This is a genomic window from Pseudomonas sp. NPDC088444 (genome assembly GCF_044900175.1).
Classification (GTDB): domain Bacteria; phylum Pseudomonadota; class Gammaproteobacteria; order Pseudomonadales; family Pseudomonadaceae; genus Aquipseudomonas.
This window is the reverse complement of sequence record NZ_JBJDNK010000001.1, coordinates 321767-339898: the sequence shown is the minus strand read 5'-3', so window position 1 is coordinate 339898 and position 18132 is coordinate 321767. Positions and strand designations below refer to the sequence as shown.

Annotated in this window: 18 protein-coding genes, 1 tRNA gene and 1 pseudogene; 6 read left to right on the top strand and 14 right to left on the bottom strand. The window is 60.6% G+C overall.

The features are described 5' to 3' along the window. The first annotated feature begins 133 nt into the window (after positions 1–133). The 4 genes from dnaX to recR all read left to right on the top strand — a co-directional run bounded on the left by dnaX (position 134) and on the right by recR (position 4629). Entirely contained in the window at positions 134–2284 is a 2151-nt protein-coding gene (gene dnaX / locus ACI2KB_RS01780) for a DNA polymerase III subunit gamma/tau (RefSeq protein ID WP_404630795.1), read from the top strand. Positions 2285–2350: 66 nt separating this feature from the next. Continuing rightward, positions 2351–2677 carry a YbaB/EbfC family nucleoid-associated protein gene (locus tag ACI2KB_RS01775; protein WP_404630794.1) on the top strand — a complete coding sequence of 109 codons (327 nt, stop codon included), beginning with the start codon at positions 2351–2353 and terminating at the stop codon, positions 2675–2677. A gap of 251 nt (positions 2678–2928) precedes the next feature. Beyond that, positions 2929–3957 carry an NADP-dependent oxidoreductase gene (locus ACI2KB_RS01770; RefSeq protein ID WP_404630792.1) on the top strand — a complete coding sequence of 343 codons (1029 nt, stop codon included), beginning with the start codon at positions 2929–2931 and terminating at the stop codon, positions 3955–3957. Between the two features lie 69 nt (positions 3958–4026). Then, positions 4027–4629: a recombination mediator RecR gene (recR, locus tag ACI2KB_RS01765; RefSeq protein WP_404630790.1), complete on the top strand. Its 603-nt coding sequence runs from the start codon at positions 4027–4029 to the stop codon at positions 4627–4629. A 66-nt stretch (positions 4630–4695) separates the two neighbouring features. On the opposite strand, the gene ACI2KB_RS01760 is transcribed toward recR, so the two are convergent. The 12 genes from ACI2KB_RS01760 to ACI2KB_RS01705 all read right to left on the bottom strand — a co-directional run bounded on the left by ACI2KB_RS01760 (position 4696) and on the right by ACI2KB_RS01705 (position 14483). Next, a complete protein-coding gene (locus ACI2KB_RS01760) occupies positions 4696–5244 on the bottom strand; it encodes an adenine phosphoribosyltransferase (protein WP_404630788.1) in 549 nt (182 codons plus the stop codon). A gap of 68 nt (positions 5245–5312) precedes the next feature. Further along, the gene (gene fnr / locus ACI2KB_RS01755; protein ID WP_404630786.1) at positions 5313–6047 is read right to left on the bottom strand and encodes a fumarate/nitrate reduction transcriptional regulator Fnr; all 735 of its coding nucleotides are present in this window, start codon (positions 6045–6047) and stop codon (positions 5313–5315) included. Positions 6048–6168: 121 nt separating this feature from the next. After that, positions 6169–7551, bottom strand: a complete 1383-nt coding sequence (gene hemN / locus ACI2KB_RS01750; protein ID WP_404630785.1) for an oxygen-independent coproporphyrinogen III oxidase — start codon at positions 7549–7551, stop codon at positions 6169–6171. A gap of 260 nt (positions 7552–7811) precedes the next feature. Continuing rightward, a complete protein-coding gene (locus tag ACI2KB_RS01745) occupies positions 7812–8501 on the bottom strand; it encodes a crotonase/enoyl-CoA hydratase family protein (RefSeq protein WP_404630783.1) in 690 nt (229 codons plus the stop codon). Between the two features lie 199 nt (positions 8502–8700). Further along, on the bottom strand, positions 8701–8994 hold the full coding sequence (locus ACI2KB_RS01740) for a DUF6388 family protein (protein ID WP_404630781.1): 294 nt from the start codon (positions 8992–8994) through the stop codon (positions 8701–8703). A 177-nt stretch (positions 8995–9171) separates the two neighbouring features. Beyond that, complete coding sequence (locus ACI2KB_RS01735; RefSeq protein ID WP_404630779.1) at positions 9172–10674, bottom strand: purine-cytosine permease family protein; 1503 nt, start codon at positions 10672–10674, stop codon at positions 9172–9174. Between the two features lie 174 nt (positions 10675–10848). Further along, positions 10849–11247 (bottom strand): YybH family protein, encoded by a 399-nt coding sequence (locus tag ACI2KB_RS01730; protein WP_404630777.1) that lies wholly within the window; start codon positions 11245–11247, stop codon positions 10849–10851. A gap of 129 nt (positions 11248–11376) precedes the next feature. Beyond that, complete coding sequence (locus ACI2KB_RS01725; protein WP_404630775.1) at positions 11377–11805, bottom strand: DUF4124 domain-containing protein; 429 nt, start codon at positions 11803–11805, stop codon at positions 11377–11379. A 67-nt stretch (positions 11806–11872) separates the two neighbouring features. Continuing rightward, positions 11873–12349, bottom strand: coding sequence for a helix-turn-helix domain-containing protein (locus ACI2KB_RS01720; protein WP_404630773.1), 477 nt, complete (start codon positions 12347–12349; stop codon positions 11873–11875). Positions 12350–12638: 289 nt separating this feature from the next. Then, complete coding sequence (gene pseH, locus ACI2KB_RS01715) at positions 12639–13208, bottom strand: UDP-4-amino-4,6-dideoxy-N-acetyl-beta-L-altrosamine N-acetyltransferase (protein ID WP_404630771.1); 570 nt, start codon at positions 13206–13208, stop codon at positions 12639–12641. Between the two features lie 269 nt (positions 13209–13477). Then, positions 13478–13567 (bottom strand) — tRNA-Ser (locus ACI2KB_RS01710). Positions 13568–13733: 166 nt separating this feature from the next. Further along, the gene (locus tag ACI2KB_RS01705; RefSeq protein WP_404630769.1) at positions 13734–14483 is read right to left on the bottom strand and encodes a 3-oxoacyl-ACP reductase family protein; all 750 of its coding nucleotides are present in this window, start codon (positions 14481–14483) and stop codon (positions 13734–13736) included. 132 nt (positions 14484–14615) lie between these two features. Here ACI2KB_RS01705 and ACI2KB_RS01700 point away from each other — a divergent pair, with 132 nt between their 5' ends. Then, positions 14616–15539 (top strand): LysR family transcriptional regulator, encoded by a 924-nt coding sequence (locus ACI2KB_RS01700; protein ID WP_404631711.1) that lies wholly within the window; start codon positions 14616–14618, stop codon positions 15537–15539. A 14-nt stretch (positions 15540–15553) separates the two neighbouring features. Next, the gene (locus ACI2KB_RS01695; RefSeq protein WP_404630767.1) at positions 15554–16111 is read left to right on the top strand and encodes a cysteine hydrolase family protein; all 558 of its coding nucleotides are present in this window, start codon (positions 15554–15556) and stop codon (positions 16109–16111) included. Between the two features lie 211 nt (positions 16112–16322). Here ACI2KB_RS01695 and ACI2KB_RS01690 read toward each other — a convergent pair whose 3' ends face one another. Both ACI2KB_RS01690 and ACI2KB_RS01685 read right to left on the bottom strand, forming a co-directional pair. Further along, entirely contained in the window at positions 16323–17051 is a 729-nt protein-coding gene (locus tag ACI2KB_RS01690) for a methyl-accepting chemotaxis protein (protein WP_404631709.1), read from the bottom strand. Positions 17052–17180: 129 nt separating this feature from the next. After that, positions 17181–18119 (bottom strand): annotated as a pseudogene (locus ACI2KB_RS01685) (cache domain-containing protein); the annotation flags it as partial. Between the last annotated feature and the right edge of the window lie 13 nt (positions 18120–18132).

Genomic DNA, 18132 nt, shown 5'->3' with positions numbered 1-18132 from the left:
GCGATTGGGCAGTGATGGCATTCTAGCGTCAGATTGTTTCTATGCGTGTTTTCATATTGATCGCGCGGATGCAATTTTGCCCCCGCTCCGCTAGGATTAGCGGTCTTCCGCAACCCAGTCGCGACGGTTTTCAATGAGTTATCAGGTTCTTGCACGTAAATGGCGTCCGCGCTCGTTCCGCGAAATGGTCGGCCAGACCCATGTGCTCAAGGCCTTGATCAACGCGCTGGATAGCCAGCGCCTGCACCATGCCTATTTGTTCACCGGCACGCGCGGGGTCGGCAAGACCACCATCGCGCGGATCATCGCCAAATGTCTGAACTGTGAAACCGGGATCACCTCGTCGCCCTGCGGCGAGTGTTCGGTGTGCCGCGAGATCGATGAAGGGCGTTTCGTCGACCTGATCGAGATCGACGCCGCGAGCCGCACCAAGGTCGAAGACACCCGCGAACTGCTGGACAACGTGCAGTATGCGCCGAGCCGTGGCCGCTTCAAGGTCTACCTGATCGACGAAGTGCACATGCTCTCCAGCCACTCGTTCAACGCCTTGCTCAAAACGCTGGAAGAGCCGCCGCCCTACGTCAAGTTCATTCTGGCGACCACCGACCCGCAGAAGCTGCCTGCGACCATCCTGTCGCGCTGCCTGCAGTTCTCGCTGAAGAACATGACCCCGGAAAGGGTAGTCGAGCACCTGACTCACGTACTGGGCGCCGAAAACATTCCGTTCGAAGACGACGCGCTGTGGCTGTTGGGCCGCGCCGCCGACGGTTCGATGCGTGATGCCATGAGCCTGACCGATCAGGCGATTGCCTTCGGTGAAGGCAAGGTGCTGGCCGCTGACGTACGGGCGATGCTCGGCACGCTGGATCACGGCCAGGTCTATGACGTACTCACGGCGCTGATCGACGGCGATGCCCGCGCATTGCTGGAGGCCGTGCGTCACCTGGCCGAGCAGGGGCCTGACTGGAATGGCGTACTCTCGGAAATTCTCAACGTGTTGCACCGCGTGGCCATTGCTCAGGCGCTGCCGGATGGTGTCGACAACGGTCATGGCGATCGCGAGCGCGTACTGGCGCTGGCCCAGGCGCTGCCTGCCGAAGACGTGCAGTTCTATTACCAGATGGGCCTGATCGGTCGTCGCGACCTGCCGCTGGCGCCGGATCCGCGCGGGGGCTTCGAAATGGTCCTGCTGCGCATGCTGGCCTTCCGCCCGGCGGACAGCGATAACGCACCACGACAGCCGTTAAAGTCAGTGGGGATCAGCCCGGCCACGGCTGATTCCCAAAAAACGGTGGCCGGTGCGGCATCTGTTGCGCCGGCCCCGGCGTACATTCCGGCCCCGGTTGTGCCTGTCGCGGAGCCGCCCGCGCCTGTTGTCGCTCACGTGCCTGCGCCTGTTGCAGCGCCCGTGCCTGAGCCAGTCGATGAGGCCGATCTGCCCTGGAATGAACCCAAGCCTGCGCAACCTGCCCGGATCGAGGCGCCTGCGCCGGAACCCGAGTACGAGCCTGTTGCCGCCCCGGTCGTGGAAGAGGTTCCGGAACCGGTGCTCGACACCGTTGCCGAGCAGCCGGAACTGACGCCGATGCCCGCGCCTGCTCCGGCCAGTCCTGTGCCGGACGCCCCGGAAATCGAGTCACAGGAGCAGCGGCAAGCGGCGGCCGACGTGGTGACGCCAGGCATGCTCGAACACGTGCCGGACGCCGTGCCTTATGTGCCTGCACCGATGGAGCGCGACGACGAGCCACCACTAGACGACGACTATTACGAGCCGGATGTCGACATCGACCCGGCCTCGTTCGCCTATCTGGACGATCTGGCCCACGATACTGTCGAGGCGGTGGAGAAAGAGCCTGAATTGCTGCCCGCTGCCAAGCCTGCCACGGGCCTTGCGGCGGACTGGCTGGAACTGTTCCCGAAACTGCCGATTTCCGGCATGACCGGCAACATCGCCGCTAACTGCACGCTGATCTCGGTGGAGGGCGACAACTGGTTGTTGCACCTGGACCCGGCCCACAGCGCACTGTTCAACGCCACGCAACAGCGCCGTTTGAACGAGGCGTTGAACCAATATCATGAACGCACCCTCAACCTGACCATCGAGCTGATCAAGCCCGAGCAGGAAACCCCGGCCCAGGCAGCGGCTCGCCGGCGTGCCGACCGTCAGCGGCAGGCAGAGGCGTCGATCAACAGTGATCCGTTCATTCAGCAGATGATGGAACAGTTCGGCGCGTTCATTCGCGAAGACACCATTGTCCCGGTGGATGCTGCCGTAACCCCTTAATGACCGCGAGGCGCTAAGCTCAACTGGCGCCCCGCAATGACCCATCGACTTTCGAGGAGAACTCCCATGATGAAAGGTGGCATGGCTGGCCTGATGAAGCAGGCCCAGCAAATGCAGGAAAAAATGGCCAAGATGCAGGAAGAGCTGGCCAATGCCGAAGTGACCGGCCAATCGGGCGCAGGCCTGGTGAGCGTGGTGATGACCGGTCGTCACGACGTCAAGCGCGTTAGCCTGGACGACAGCCTGATGCAGGAAGACAAGGAAATCCTCGAAGACCTGATCGCTGCCGCCGTGAACGACGCCGTACGCAAGATCGAGGCCAACAGCCAGGAAAAAATGTCCGGCATGACCGCTGGCATGCAACTGCCTCCGGGCATGAAACTGCCGTTCTGATTGAGCGGCTGTTGCTACACCCCAAATGCCAGGCCTCGCGCCTGGCATTTTTGTTTTTATCTTGTGACGCGCGCGTAATCTGTGGGAGCCGGCTTGCTGGCGAAGGCGCAAAGCCAGTCAACTGAGCCATAACTGACCACCGCCTTCGCCAGCAAGCCGGCTCCCACAAAATCGGCATCCGGCAGAACTGCCGTTAGCTGCGACAGTCTGCTTTCTATAATCCGCTCTGCTCAGCCAAGGAGTTTTCCGTCATGCCACAAGAATTGATCCTCAACCAGCGTATCGTGCTGGCCTCCCGCCCGCAGGGCGCGCCGACGCCGGAAAACTTCCGACTTGAGCGCGAGGCGTTGCCCGACTTGCAAGACGGGCAGATTCAACTGCGCACGCTCTATCTTTCCCTTGACCCTTACATGCGCGGTCGCATGAGCGATGCGCCGTCCTACGCGCCACCGGTCGAAATCGATGCGGTGATGGAAGGCGGCGCGGTGAGTGTAGTCGAACAATCCCGCCATCCGGCGTTCAATGTGGGCGATCTGGTGGTGGGGCAGACCGGTTGGCAGAGTCACAGCATTTCCGATGGCAAGAACCTGCTGCCCGTGCCCAAGGACTTGCCCAGCCCCTCGATGGCGGTGGGTGTACTGGGTATGCCCGGCATCACGGGCTACATGGGGCTGATGCACATCGGCCAGCCCAAGGCGGGGGAGACGCTGGTGGTGGCTGCGGCGTCGGGTGCGGTGGGTTCGGTGGTCGGTCAAGTGGCCAAGCTGCATGGCCTGCGAGTCGTGGGGATCGCAGGCGGCATCGATAAATGCCGCCATGTCATCGATGAGCTGGGTTTCGACGATTGTATCGACCATCGCAGCGAGCATTTCGCCGAGCAGTTGAGCGAAGCCTGCCCCAGTGGTATCGACATCTATTTCGAGCTGGTGGGCGGCAAGGTGTTCGAAGCCGTCATCCCGTTGCTCAATGAGCATGCGCGGGTGCCGCTGTGTGGCGTGATCGCGCAGTACAACGCCCAGCGCCTGCCGGACGGGCCGAATCATCTGCCATTGCTGCTGCGCACGCTGCTGACCAAGCGGGCGAGGATTCAGGGCTTTATCGTTTACGAAGAGTACTACCACCGTCTGGATGAATTCATGCAGGCCATGGTGCCGCTGGTGAAGGAGGGCAAGGTCAAGTTCCGCGAAGACGTCGTCGAAGGGCTTGAGCATGCGCCGGACGCATTCATTGGTCTGCTGGAAGGCAAGAACTTCGGCAAGCTGGTGGTCAAAGTGTCTTGAGCCTGATTTGACGCTTGCCAGAGGCGCGGGTATAAACCGCGTCTCGTGTTTTCGTGAGATTTTTCCTCGATGAGCTTCAGCCCTCTGATTCGCCAGTTGATCGACTCCCTGCGCATTTTGCCGGGCGTCGGTCAGAAAACCGCTCAGCGCATGGCCTTGCAGTTGCTTGAGCGTGACCGCAGTGGCGGCTCGCGGCTGGCGCAGGCCTTGAGCCAGGCCATGGAGGGCGTCGGTCATTGCAAACAGTGCCGCACCTTGACTGAAGACGAACTCTGCCCGCAATGCTCCGATGTTCGTCGCGACGACACCTTGCTGTGTGTGGTGGAAGGGCCGATGGACGTGTATGCCGTCGAACAGACTGGCTACCGCGGGCGTTACTTCGTGCTCAAAGGGCACCTGTCGCCGCTGGACGGTCTGGGACCTGAGGCCATCGGAATTCCGGAACTGATGGCGCGGATTGAGGCGCAGGGCACGTTCGCCGAAGTCATCCTGGCCACCAACCCGACCGTGGAAGGTGAAGCCACCGCCCATTACATCGCCCAGTTGCTGACCAACAAAGGCATCGTCACCTCGCGTATCGCTCACGGTGTTCCCTTGGGGGGCGAACTGGAATTGGTCGATGGCGGCACGCTGGCGCATTCGTTTGCGGGGCGCAAGCCGATCAAGCTTTGACGGGCGACTCAAATCTTTTGTAGCAGTCCGGCAAGCCGGACTGCTACAAAGAAACGTGCTGGCGGTTTACATATCCGTCAACGCAAACTGCGTCAGGCAGAACGTCGGGATTTCCATGTCTTCCAGGCGCTGGGAGCCGCCCAGTTCGGGCAGGTCGATGATCGCGGCCGCTTCGTGGACTTTGGCGCCCATGCGGCGAATCAGGTTGGCCGCGGCGATCAGGGTGCCGCCGGTGGCGACCAGGTCATCGAACATCACCACCGAGTCGCCGTCGCACAGGCTGTCGGCGTGGACCTCCAGAAACGCCTCGCCGTATTCGGTCTGATACCCTTCGGCCAGTACGTCGGCAGGCAACTTGCCCTGTTTGCGGAACAGCACCAGCGGCTTGTTGAGTTCATAGGCGATGATCGAGCCGATCAGAAAACCCCGCGCATCCATCGCGCCGACGTGGGTGAAATCCGAGTCGATATAGCGCTGCACAAAGCTGTCGATCACCATACGCAGGGCCTTGGGCGACTGGAACAGCGGGGTGATGTCGCGAAAGATCACGCCAGGCTTGGGAAAATCCACCACGGGGCGGATCAGGGATTTGAAGCTGAATTCGTCGAAAATCATCGAAAGGGTCCTGGCAGGCAACGCGCACAAAGAGCGTAGTTTAAGCCTGCCCGGACCTGACCGCCATATCAGCTTTCCAGCGAACCGCCCGCCAGCGCGCACAACTGGATCGGGTCCAGAATATGGATTTCCTTGCCTTCGGCGGCGATCAGTTCGTTCTGCTGAAAGCGCGTGAATACCCGCGAGACGGTTTCCACTGCCAGCCCCAGGTAGTTGCCGATTTCATTACGCGACATGCTCAGGCGGAACTGGTTGGCGGAAAAGCCCCGGGCGCGGAAACGCGCCGACAGGTTGACCAGGAAGGTGGCGATGCGCTCGTCGGCAGTCTTTTTCGACAGCAGCAACATCATTTGCTGGTCGTCGCGAATCTCGCGGCTCATGACCCGCATCAATTGCCGACGCAACTGCGGCAATTGCACCGACAATTCGTCCAGACGCTCGAAGGGGATTTCGCAGACTGACGTCGTCTCCATCGCTTGAGCGGAGACAGGGTACGCTTCAGCGTCCATGCCTGACAGGCCGACCAGTTCGCTCGGCAGGTGAAATCCGGTGAGCTGCTCTTCGCCGCTGTCGCTGAGGCTGAAGGTCTTCAGGGCGCCAGAACGCACGGCGTAGACCGAATCGAAGCCATCGCCCTGACGGAACAGAAACTCGCCTTTTTTCAGCGGACGGCCACGTTTGACGATCTCGTCCAGTGCGTCCATGTCTTCCATGTTCAATGAAAGCGGGAGGCACAACGGGGCCAGGCTGCAGTCCTTGCAGTGAGCCTGGGTGTGAGCTCGCAGTTTGACTGGCTCAGACATCGGGGTAATTCCTTGTGAGAAAACACACATCAGTCGTAAGGGTAGCCCAGGGCCTGTCCCTACGACCAGCACGCGCCCTCCGTGGCGTGAAAATGATTCCTGCCGTCTTCGCGGAAATTTCCTAAATAACTCGGGAAAAACGCTGACGATTTTGTAGATCCAGGTACGCGTCGAATACCATGCACACCGAGCGCACCAATAGCCGCCCGGCCGGTGTGACCTGAATGCCGGTGGCATCCAGATGAATCAGGCCATCTTTGGCCATGGTGAGCAATTTCGGCCAAATGTCGTTGAAATAGCCACGAAAGTCGATGCCGAACGCTGTCTCGATGGCGGTGAAATTCAGGGTGAAATGACAGATCAGCTGTGAGATCACGGTGCGGCGAAGGCGGTCGTCGGCGTTGCACATCAGGCCGCGCCGGGTGGCCAGTTGGTCGCCACCGAGCAGGTTCTGATAGTCGTTCAGGTCGCTGCTGTTCTGCGCATAAAGGTCGCCCACCTGACTGATGGCGGAAACGCCCAGACCGATCAGGTCGCAGTGGCCGTGGGTGGTGTAGCCCTGAAAGTTGCGTTGCAGCGTGCCTTCTTCCTGCGCGATGGCCAGGTCGTCGTCGGGCAGGGCGAAATGGTCCATGCCGATGTAGCGATACCCCGCGCCAGTCAGTTGCTCGATGGTGCGTTGGAGCATTTCCAGCTTGTGTTCGGCGCTCGGCAGTTGCGCGGTGTCGATGCGCCGTTGTGGCATGAAGCGTTCCGGCAGGTGCGCGTAGTTGAACACTGACAGGCGATCGGGCTGCAACGCGATGACTTCCTCCACGGTGCGGGCGAAACCTTCGGGAGTCTGTAGGGGCAGACCGTAAATCAGGTCGATGTTCACCGAGCGGAATTGCAAGGTGCGCGCGGCTTCGACGATGGCGCGGGTTTCCGACAGGCTTTGCAGGCGATTGATGGCGCGCTGCACCATCGGATCCAGGTCCTGCACGCCGAGGCTGACGCGATTGAAGCCCAGCTCGCGCAGCAGGCCCATGGTCGACCAGTCGGCTTCCCGGGGGTCGATTTCAATGCTGTAGTCCCCGGAGTGTTCGTCCAGCAGGGTGAAGTGTTTGCGCAGGTGGCCCATCAACTGCCGCAGCTCGACATGGCTGAGGAAGGTCGGCGTACCGCCACCGAAATGCAGTTGCTCGACCACCTGACGCTCGTCGACATGGCAGGCGATCATCTGGATTTCCTGCTCCAGACGTTGCAAGTAGGCCTGCGCACGGCCACGGTCCTTGGTAATCACTTTGTTGCAGGCGCAGTAGTAGCAAATGTTGGCGCAGAAGGGGATGTGCACGTAGAGCGACAACGGGGCCACCGATTTGCGGCTTTCACGCAGCGCGTGGAGCAGATCGAAGGCGCCAACCTGAGGGTGAAATTGCACCGCAGTGGGGTAGGACGTGTAACGCGGTCCTGTCAGATCGTGGCGGCGGATGAGATCAGAGTCCCAACGAAGGTCGTCGAGCATGCGGGCATTCCCGAAAAGGCTGGCGGTAAAGGCAGTTTAGGGAAGGCGTGGGTGAGGTTTATTGATCTGGGTCAAGGTTGAGAGGGGCGGAGTTGATCGTGCTTCGGAGGCTGGTCAACCGCTTTCGCCAGCAAGCCGGCTCCCGCACTGTTCCCGTGTCGAGCTATGAACTCAGGACTGGCGAAGATTCTGTGGGAGCTGGCTTGCTGGCGATAGCGGTGGAGCGATCAGCATCGAAATGACGGGTTCAAAGCGGTTGCTCAGAACGAATGCTGACGATCCAGCTCGATCGCCTTGTCCAGCGTTTCAAGGAACGCCTTGCGCACCTTGAGTTTGGTCTGGTGGTGAGCCTTCATGTTGATCTTCTTCAATTGCAAGGCCACGGTCCGTGCCGTGTCGGTCAATTCTTCCGGGGCCACGATCTTGTCGAGGAAACCCGCCTGCACAGCGCCTTTGGGGTCGTACATTTCGCCGTTGATCACCGAGCGGCCAAAGGCGCGCTTGCTCAGGCGATCACGGGCCAGTTCGATCCCGGCGTGGTGCATGGTCATGCCGATCTGCACTTCGTTCAGGCCAATGCTGAACGGGCCTTCAACGCCGATGCGGTAGTCCGCCGACAGCAGCAGGAATGCGCCTTTGGCCACGGCATGGCCGGTGCAGGCGACGACGATGGGGAAGGGGTGCGAGAGCATGCGACGGGCCAGGGTGGAACCGGCAGCGACCAGGTCCATCGCCGCTTGCGGGCTAGAGGTCATGATTTTCAGGTCATAGCCGCCCGAGAGAATGCCTGGGCCGCTGGTGATGATGACCACCGCGCGGTCTTTTTCAGCCTGATCCAGCGCGGCATTGAACGCGGCGATGACCTCGTTGCTGATGGCGTTGACCTTGCCGTTGCTCAGGGTCAGCGTGGCGACGCCGTCGTCCAGTTGATACGCGACCAAATCACTCATGGAGCGAGTCCTTTTTTGTTGTGAAGTGGCGCAGACGTTACCCACCCGCACGAGCAAGGTAAAGCGCTAAGGGTGACCGGCAAGTCAGGGGCTTCAAGGCATCTGGCGCTTTTTATAGCAGTCCGGCTTGCCGACGGCAGCGGTCTGGCAGCCAATACCAGAAAGCCGGACCGGCAGCCGGTACAACGACGGCAGAAGGCTACTCCTCGACGTCATTCAACTCGCGGTACTCGTCCCACTCCATGCCCAGTGCATCGGCCGCCTCTTTGTGGGCCGCCAGGCGCAGCGTCTTGAGCTGTTCCGGGCTTTCTGCGATGAATTGCAGCGCCAGATCCCAGGTCGGGATGCCCAGGTCCTCGGCTTCGTCTTCGAAAGCCCAGAGAATCTGTTGCTGTTGCTCCTTGGGGTCCAGTTCCTTGATCTCGTCCTGAAGGGTGGGGTTGGTCACGATGTATTTCGCCAAGGCAGCTTCGGTCCAGTCGTTTGCGTTCATGCGAGGAAATCTCCAATAGGGCGAGCTGACAATTTCTAATTTTAGGGTGGCTAACGTGAAGGACGATTGTGCGGGATGTCATGGGTTGATGCCACCCGCCGATGCGCCGCCGGTCGTGCTTACAAACGAAAAAGGCCCGTTGAGACGACGAGCCTTCTGGTTATAGCTGATTTGTGCTTAGCCGATAGTCATCGGCTTTTTCACATTGCGATGCGCATTGCTGCCCAGCAGCGGATGAGGGCCGTGGTCGCCATAAACACCCACCGGTTCGGGGAAGGTGCGCAGCAGGGTGACGTACAACAGCGCAGCCAGGCCCAGGGTGATCGGCAGGCTGATGTCGATGCCACCCGCCAGATTCCCCAGCGGGCCGACAAACTGCCCCGGCAGGTTGACGAAGCAGAGGCCCACTGCCGCGCTCGGAATCCAGGCGCCCAGACCGCGCCAGTTCCAGCCATTTTCGAACCAGTAATGGCCGCCGCTCTGACCGCGGGTGAACACCTGCAGGTCTTCGGGGTGGTAGAAGCCGCGACGGATGATCAGGCCCAGCACCATGATCACGATCCACGGCGAGGTGCAGGTGACGATCAGCACCGCGAAGGTCGACACACTCTGCACCAGGTTGAAGGCGAAACGGCCGATGAAGATGAAGGCGATGGCCGCGACGCCGATCAGAATCGTCGCTTGAGCGCGGTTCAGCAGGCGCGGGAACATGCTCGACATGTCCAGACCCGTGCCGTACAGCGATGTGGTGCCGGTGGACATGCCGCCGATGATGGCGATCAGGCACACGGGCAGGAAGAACCAGCTCGGCGAGACCGCCAGCAGGCCACCGACATAGTTGTTGTCGGTGATGTACTGCGGTGCTTGCGTGGCGACAATGGTGGCGGTGCACAGACCGAACAGAAACGGGATCAAGGTGCAGACCTGCGCCAGGAACACCGAGGCCATGATGCGTTTTTTCGAGGTATGGCGCGGGATGTAGCGCGACCAGTCACCCAGAAACGCGCCGAACGACACCGGGTTGCTCATCGCCAGCAACGCTGCGCCGATAAACGCTGCCCAGAAGCCTTCGCTGCCCTTATTCACGGTGCCCGCGAACCCTGCATCGAAGCTGCCGCTGAAGGCGAAAATGCCCAGCAAGAACAGAAGGCTGGAAGCGAAGACTGCAACCTTGCTGACCCACAACATGAAGCGGAAGCCATAGATGCAAACCACCAGCACCAACACGGCGAACACGCCGTAGGCGATGGCCAGTGCCAGGTCGTTTTCCGGCAGGCCGGCCATGCGCTTGGCGCCGCCGATCAGCGCATCGCCCGAACTCCAGACCGAGAGCGAGAAGAACGCCACAGCGGTGAGCAGCGACAGGAATGAACCGACGATCCGCCCGTGCACGCCGAAATGCGCGCCCGAGGACACGGCATTGTTGGTGCCGTTGAGGGCGCCAAACAGGCCCATCGGCGCGAGGATGATCGAGCCCAGGACGATGCCCAGAATGATCGACCAGACGCCCGCCTGGAACGACAATCCGAACAACACCGGAAAGCTTCCGAGCACCGCCGTGGCGAAGGTGTTGGCGCCGCCGAAGGTCAGGCGAAACAGGTCGATGGGCGAGGCGTCGCGCTGATCGTCCGGGATTTGTTCGACACCGAACGTTTCGATGCTGGTGGTGGGGTGTGACATGACGGTTTCCTGCGCGCTGTCGTGTTGTTATGAGGCTCTGCACCCGAGGGGCTGGCCCGTTTTGTTCGACCGGAACGCGTCCGGTCGTGGCGTTGGCAGTGGTCGGTAAGCCGACCGAAAGAATTGAAGCGTTTTGGTTGTTATGAATGAAGCCGCCCGGCGTGCTCGCTCGGGTCAGTCCGGTTGTGCGGACAGATGTTCGTGACAGGCCAGCCAGCGATTGCCGTCGTGGCGAAAGACGATGGTTTCACGTTCCTGAAACTGATTTTCCTCGGTGCCAAAGCGTACCCGCGTGGCGACATCGTGCATGAAGATCGCCACATTGCCTTGCAGATTGATGTGGGCATTGCTCGACTGGCAATCGAGCACGGCGAAACCGTCGGCCTGCCAGCCATTCCACACCTCACGATAGGCGGCACGGGACAGCAGTGGGGCGGGCAGGGTGTAGAACAGAAACGTGGCGTCTTCGCTGAAGGCGGTGAAATAGGCTTCGGTGTCGTTGCTGGCAAACGCGGCCACCAGATCGTTGGCGGCTTGCTGAACGTGTTCTTTGCGATGTGCGGTGGAGGTCATGGCCGTCTCGTTGTTGTGATTCTGGCGATGGGGCATGACTTTAAGCAGCTCTCACATCCGGTAACATCGTTGCCGATAAATATTCAGTTCAGAAATTTCGGAAGTAAAGGCAGCGGTCGATCGCTGTCCTCAATGGCCGCCTGACTTGAACAGGCTGCCCTTGACCGGCTGGCGGACCCTCCCGCCGGACGGATCGAAACAGGCGCTGTTGTAAATCGGCGCCACGCATGTGGAGGGCACCCCAGGCGGTGGCGGACGAATGGCCTGCATGTGGTCGGAGATTTCTTTCTCGTTGGTAATGATGATTCGGCGACGTCGGCTGACTTGCAGGATGTCGGTGGCATTCTTGTTGACCCGATCCGGGAAGTCGGCCTCCTCCCAATCGCTGGACAGCCGTTGAGCCGGGCGCTGTGGCATCGTTTGACCCATGTAGTCCGGGCACGGTGTCGAGGCAAAACTGACCTTGCCGTCATGGCTGACGCACTTGAACACGTCGCCATGGCTCATGGCGCTCACGCTCAACGTGAGCGCCGCCAGTGCGATTGCCGATCCTTTCATTGAAGCCCTCCTCAGGTGGCGCAAGGCTACCACTTGGCGAGAAGGGCTGTCAGCGAAGGCGGGCGCCTCAATGGGCTTTGTAAGCGGATTTCTGCACGCGGGACAACGCCAGCGCCACAAACATGTCGGCATCGCCCTGCAGCACTCGCAGGTGATCTTCGACGTGATCACTGACTTCAGGTTGCTCTCGCGAATCGATCAACCTCGTCACCTCACACAGGGCGTTGGCAGTGACCCAGAGGCTCTGGCGCAACTGGCTGATGATTTTCACCACGCTCTCGGCGCTGTCGCAATCCTCATCATGGGGCAGCGACGGCAGGGTCGGCATTTCCAGTCGATTGTTCGAGTCGATGCCTGTGACCACGCGGCTGATATCGACCCCTGCCGCCGCGATGCGAAACAGGTAGTCGGCCCTGGGCAGGCGCTGCCCGCTTTCATAATGGCCCTGGGCATTGGCTTCCACGCCTCCAATGGCGCCGAGTGCGCTTTGCGTAAGCTTCAGCCGTTTCCTTTCTTGTCTCAGACGTTTGCCAATACTGTTCATTACCTACTCCTGCGAAATCCGCGCCCTGGCTTTGGTGTCAGTCGAGCGCGCAATGGGGGCTGGAATACGGGCGGGGTCATCGAGTATCGAACGAGCCTCGTACTAAGTGGCTACTCCAAAGGTAGAAGCAACGCATAGACATTAGCTGGTCAATTGGCGGGATGACGGGGTTTCCGATGTTCTGCGGTAAGTAAATGAATTAAATCGTGAACTCGTAGGAATAATCTGACGAGTTGGATAGGTCATCCCTCCGAATGGATGGATAAATGCTCAATTGTCGCGGGGTGAATCAAGGCGTGACGGGACGATCCTGGGCATTCAAACGGGTGATCAGCGGCACCATCTCGGGTCGGCGCGCTTCCCATTCCTCTTGAGTGATGCCCAGCAGTACAACATTCACCCGGCTGCCTTCCTTGATGATGTTATGGCGCCGGACGCCTTCGATCTTAAAGCCGAACTTCTGGTGCATCTTGATGACGGCCGCGTTCATCTCCAGCACTTCGCAGTTCAGTTTTTCAAGTCCGGCTTCATTGAACGCGTGATCGAGCATCCAGAACTCCACCAGGCTTCCAAGGCCTTTGCCGCGCAGCCGGGTGTCGAGGTAGAACGCCCAGTCGGCGGTTTTCTGCGTCGCATTGATCGCACTCAGCGATACGACCCCCGCCAGTTCGCCGTCGCGCATTGCCGCGAACACGGATTGCCGAGGGTTGCCCTTCAACGAGCGCAGCCACTGTTCGTGCTCCTGCGGACTGATTTCGTGGGAGGTGTACATGAATTTGCGCACTTCCTCCTGATTGCGCAGGGTGCGCACGGCAGACTGGATTGACGGGCTGGCTTCGATCAGTGGCAGGAACTGCATGGGATGACATCCTTGGATCGGCGAGGGCGAGGGGGATGATAGCGTGGTGGCGACTTCTGTGCCTTCATGGCCGGATGCACATCATCGTGGGAAATGCCCGAGCAGTACCCCGGTTGCTGGGGAAGGCGATGGGTCAGTCGATGACGATGGTGATCGGATGCATTGGTCGGTAAGTCGGCTCCTACCGGACCGCCGGTTGCAGGATGAGCCTAAAAACGAAAAACCCCTGAATTCTCAAGGAATCTCAGGGGTTTCGTTTACATCGAATATGGCGGTGAAGGAGGGATTCGAACCCTCGATACAGTTTCCTGTATACACACTTTCCAGGCGTGCTCCTTAAGCCACTCGGACACCTCACCGTATCTCGCTAGACGTTCAGTCTGTCGAGGCGCGCTAATGTAGTCGAAAGCTTCGGCGAACGCAAAACTTTTTTTCAGAATTTTCATGCGCTTAAGCAAAAAAGTGCAAAGCCCTCGGGTTCCTGGTGGAACGCGGGGCTTGATGCAACGGCAGTCGACGGAGGGATCAGGCGCCAAAGCCGCCGTCGATGGTCAGGCTCGAACCTGTGACGTAACCCGCCTCAGGGCCTGCGAGGTAGGCGACCATGGCGGCGATTTCGTCCGAGCGGCCGTAACGCGGCACAGCCATCAGGCCCATCAGGGACGCGGCGAAATCGCTGTCGGCCGGGTTCATGTCGGTGTCGACCGGGCCGGGCTGCACGTTGTTGACGGTGATGCCGCGTGGGCCGAGGTCGCGGGCCAGGCCTTTGGTCAGGCCCACCAGCGCCGATTTGCTCATGGCATACACGCCGCCACCGGCGAAGGGCATGCGGTCGGCGTTGGTGCTGCCGATGTTGATGATGCGGCCGCCTTCTTTCATGTGGCGTGCAGCTTCCTGGCTGGCGATGAACACGCTGCGTACGTTGATGGCCAAGGTCCGGTCGAAGTCTTCGAGGCTGAACGCTTCCAGTGGGCCAATGGCGAGGACGCCTGCGTTGTTGACCAGAATGTCGACCCCGCCGAAGGCTTCGACGGTTTTCGCCACGGCGCTGCGAATGTCCTGTTCTTTGGCGCTGTCGGCTTTGATGGCCAGTGCTTTACCGCCGACTGCGGTGATGCTGTTCTGCAATTCCCGGGCTTTGTCTTCGGAACTGACAAAGGTGAAAGCGACCGCTGCGCCTTGCTCGGCCAGACGCTTGACGATGGCCGCGCCGATGCCGCGCGAACCGCCTTGTACCAGTGCTGTTTTACCGCTGAGGTTGGTTGGGTGAGTCATGTCAATCTCCTGTAAGCCTGCACATTGATGTGAGCCAGTGAGTGGATGGGCGTCAGTATCCGTCGATGATTAGGTTCTCGGTAGCCAGTAATCGCTATAGTCTGTGTAAACCAAAAGTTGTGAATGAGTGCGATGGAAAACTTCAGCAGCATCGAGTGCTTTGTCCGCAGTGCCGAGGTCGGCAGCTTCGCCGAAGCCGCACGCCGTCTGAGCCTGACGCCTGCCGCGGTGGGCAAGAGCGTGGCCAAGCTGGAAGCCCGGCTGGGCGTGCGGCTGTTCCAGCGTAGTACGCGGCGGCTGACCTTGACGGAAGCCGGGCAACGATTTCTCGACGAGGTGCGCGCCAGCTTCAATACCATCCAGAACGCCGTGGCCAATCTGGCCAGCGCCCAGGGCAGTCCGGCAGGGACGCTCAAGGTCAGTGTCGGGACGATTTTCGGCTGCTCATACGTAGTGCCGCTGCTGGGGGAGTTTCTGCGGCGCTTTCCGGCGATCACGCCAGACTGGCATTTCGATAACCGTCAGGTCGATCTGATCGGGCAGGGCTTCGATGCCGCCATTGGCGGTGGGTTCGACTTGCCCCAGGGTGTCGTGGCACGCAAGCTCGGCCCGGCCCATCGGGTGCTGGTCGCCGCGCCTGACTGGCTGAGCGCCCACCCGCAGGTTCATCATCCTGACGATCTGCGCGAGTGCGACGGGATTCTGATCCGCTCGCCACAGACCGGGCGCATTCGTTCATGGCCGTTGACCCACCGCAATCACGAGCAGACCCCGCTGCGTCTGAAGGTGCGCATGACCATGAGCGATTCGGAAGCGGCATGTCGCGCGGCGATTCAGGGCTTGGGGGTGGCCCTGGTGAGCATGCCGTTTGCGTTACCTTACCTGCGCAGCGGCGCGTTGGCGCGGGTGCTGCCGGACTGGTACGTCGAGGACGGCCACTTGTGCATTTATTACAGCGAGCACAAGTTGCTGCCCGGCAAGACCCGAGCCTTCGTCGATTTCATCATCGAGCAGTTTGCCGAACAGCAGTGGGCGCGGCATTTCAGCGCCATTTGAACAGGAACATCACCATGGACATTTCTCGCAAGGCCGCGCTGGTCATCATCGACATGCAGCAAGGCATCAACCACCCCAAGCTGGGGCGGCGCAACAACCCGGACGCCGAACAGCAGATGCTGGCGCTGTTAAACGCCTGGCGTGACACCGGGCGTACCGTCATCCATGTGCGGCATTTTTCCCGATCCGAAGACTCGGTGTTCTGGCCGAAGCAATCGGGGGTGGAATTCCAGCGCGAGTTTCTGCCGTGGGACGGGGAAGGGGAACTGCACAAACAGGTGCCGGACGCCTTCTGCCATTCGGCGCTGGAAGGCTGGTTGCGCGCGGACGGAATCAATCAAGTAGTGATCGTGGGTGTGGTGACCCACAACTCCGTTGAATCCACGGCGAGAACCGGGGGCAATCTGGGGTTTGAGGTGATCGTGCCCCATGACGCCTGCTACACCTTCGACGGTATGGATTTCTTTGGGCAGGCGCGCAGTGCTGAGGATATTCATGCCATGTCGCTCGCTAACCTGCAGGGTGAATATGCGACAGTGGTGGGGACGGAGCAGGTGTTGCGGGCGCTGTAACAAAGCAATCACCGCTGAACCTGTGGGAGATTCTCTGTTGTTTGGTCAAGCGCCTTCGCCACCAGAGGCGGCTCCCACAAGGATCGCGTCGAACAAAACGCCAGGTCTGGCACGGTCATTGTGGGAGCCGCCTCTGGTGGCGAAGGCGCTTGACCAGACAACAGAGAATCTTCCACAGGTTTGTATTCCGAATGGAGAAAGGTGCCGCGCCTTACAGCCTGAACCGCGCCATCTGCGCCGCGAGGTGCTCGGCCTTCTGCGTCAGCTTCTGACAGTCCTCACGGCAGGTACTGACATCGCTCACCGTCGATTGCGCCAAATCCGCGATGCCCTGCACGTTGCGGTTGATCTCTTCGGTCACGGTGCTTTGTTCTTCGGTGGCGGCCGCGACCTGATGGTTGCGGTCGGTCAGCTCTTCCACGTGCCCCGCGATGGCGTCCAGCGAGTGGCCAGTGCGGCGGCTGGCTTCCACGCCCGTACCCGTCGCGGCCTGACCTGCCCGCATCGAGGTCACCGCCTGTTCCGCGCCGTTCTTCAGTTCACCCATCATCTGCTGGATTTCCGAGGTCGCGCTCTGGGTGCGACCGGCCAGGGTGCGCACCTCATCGGCCACCACGGCAAAGCCGCGCCCCATTTCCCCGGCTCGCGCCGCTTCGATGGCCGCATTCAAGGCCAGCAGGTTGGTCTGTTCGGAAATGCTGCGAATCACGCTCAGCACCTGGTCGATGGTGGAAATCTGCGTGGCCAGGTTTTCCACCGCGCCTGCTGCTGTACCCACACCATCCGACATGCTTTGAATGTGGTCGATGGATTCACCGACCACGCGCTTGGCTGACACCGCTTCCTGATGGGTATTACGCGATACGTCGGCAGCCGCTCCAGCGTTGCGAGCGATTTCCTGCACGGTCAGGCCCATTTCATGGACGGCCGTGGCGACCATGTCGGTCATCTGCTGTTGCTTGAGCGCACGTGATGAAGTGCTGTCGACCACTCGAGCCACATCCACCACGCTGTGGCGCAGTTGTTCGCTGGTCTGCAACACATCGCCGATCAACAGGCGCAGGCTCTCGATGAAGCGGTTGAAGCCTCGGGCCAGATCCCCCAGTTCGTTGGTGCGGCTGTCATCCAGACGGCGGGTCAGATCGCCCTGGCCGCCGCCGATGTCCACCAATGCAGTAGTGACCTGCTGAATCGGCCGCACGATGCCACGTGCAATCCACGCGACAAATCCGAGGAAGCACAGCACCACCGCCAGGCTGATGGCGGAAATGGTGGTCAACGCCTCTTTGGCCGGGCCGTAGACTTCTGCCAACGGCACCTCGCTGACCAGCGTCCAGCCCAGCGATTCGACGGGTTTGGCGACCGCCACATAGGCCTGGCCATTGCGTTCGAATTCAAGCGCCTGGCCGTTGCGAGTCTGGCTAAGCAGGGCGCGTGCAGCGCTGTCGCCTACCAGTTGAGTCAGGGATTCTCGGTCATTGAAGTCCGCATTCGGATGCACCTTGATCTTGCCATCCGGGCTGACCAGATACACTTGGCCCTGCTTGCCGAAGTGGAAGTCGCGGACCATCTGCGACAGCGCGCTCATGCTGAAACCCAACCCCGCGACGCCCACCACGTTGCCGTTGTGTTCGATGCGCTGGTTAATGAACAGCGTCGGCACTTTGGTCGTGGCGTCGATATCGATGTCCAGCGAGCGCTGCTTGTTGCTGTCCAGGAAACCGTAGAACCAGTCGTTCTCGGCAGGCCCCCGTTGCAGCGTGCGATCCGCGCCCTTGTTGGTGATGTAGTGGCCGCTGTCCTTGGCGACGATGAAGGTGGTCAGCGCGTTGTGCTGTTCTTTGATCTTTGCCAGGTAGCGGATGAAGGCGGGTTGTTGTGTCGGATCTTCGCCGTTGCCCAGCCAGTCGGCGACCAGCGTGTTGTCGCCGATGTCGCTGGCGGCTGTCAGAGGCGCCGCCAACAGGCGTTCAAGGTCATTGCGGATCGCTTCGACGCTGGCCGGCATGGCCTGTTGCAGC

Coding starts and splice junctions, on each gene's coding strand:
- ACI2KB_RS01735 (WP_404630779.1), bottom strand. CDS start 10,674: ATGTCACACCCCACCACCAGCATCGAAACGTTCGGTGTCGAACAAATC.
- ACI2KB_RS01705 (WP_404630769.1), bottom strand. CDS start 14,483: ATGACTCACCCAACCAACCTCAGCGGTAAAACAGCACTGGTACAAGGC.
- ACI2KB_RS01700 (WP_404631711.1), top strand. CDS start 14,616: ATGGAAAACTTCAGCAGCATCGAGTGCTTTGTCCGCAGTGCCGAGGTC.
- ACI2KB_RS01775 (WP_404630794.1), top strand. CDS start 2,351: ATGATGAAAGGTGGCATGGCTGGCCTGATGAAGCAGGCCCAGCAAATG.
- hemN (WP_404630785.1), bottom strand. CDS start 7,551: ATGCTCGACGACCTTCGTTGGGACTCTGATCTCATCCGCCGCCACGAT.
- pseH (WP_404630771.1), bottom strand. CDS start 13,208: ATGCAGTTCCTGCCACTGATCGAAGCCAGCCCGTCAATCCAGTCTGCC.
- ACI2KB_RS01745 (WP_404630783.1), bottom strand. CDS start 8,501: ATGAGTGATTTGGTCGCGTATCAACTGGACGACGGCGTCGCCACGCTG.
- dnaX (WP_404630795.1), top strand. CDS start 134: ATGAGTTATCAGGTTCTTGCACGTAAATGGCGTCCGCGCTCGTTCCGC.
- ACI2KB_RS01690 (WP_404631709.1), bottom strand. CDS start 17,051: ATGGTCGCCACGGCCGTCCATGAAATGGGCCTGACCGTGCAGGAAATC.
- ACI2KB_RS01740 (WP_404630781.1), bottom strand. CDS start 8,994: ATGAACGCAAACGACTGGACCGAAGCTGCCTTGGCGAAATACATCGTG.
- ACI2KB_RS01725 (WP_404630775.1), bottom strand. CDS start 11,805: ATGAAAGGATCGGCAATCGCACTGGCGGCGCTCACGTTGAGCGTGAGC.
- ACI2KB_RS01695 (WP_404630767.1), top strand. CDS start 15,554: ATGGACATTTCTCGCAAGGCCGCGCTGGTCATCATCGACATGCAGCAA.
- recR (WP_404630790.1), top strand. CDS start 4,027: ATGAGCTTCAGCCCTCTGATTCGCCAGTTGATCGACTCCCTGCGCATT.
- ACI2KB_RS01770 (WP_404630792.1), top strand. CDS start 2,929: ATGCCACAAGAATTGATCCTCAACCAGCGTATCGTGCTGGCCTCCCGC.
- ACI2KB_RS01720 (WP_404630773.1), bottom strand. CDS start 12,349: ATGAACAGTATTGGCAAACGTCTGAGACAAGAAAGGAAACGGCTGAAG.
- ACI2KB_RS01760 (WP_404630788.1), bottom strand. CDS start 5,244: ATGATTTTCGACGAATTCAGCTTCAAATCCCTGATCCGCCCCGTGGTG.
- ACI2KB_RS01730 (WP_404630777.1), bottom strand. CDS start 11,247: ATGACCTCCACCGCACATCGCAAAGAACACGTTCAGCAAGCCGCCAAC.
- fnr (WP_404630786.1), bottom strand. CDS start 6,047: ATGTCTGAGCCAGTCAAACTGCGAGCTCACACCCAGGCTCACTGCAAG.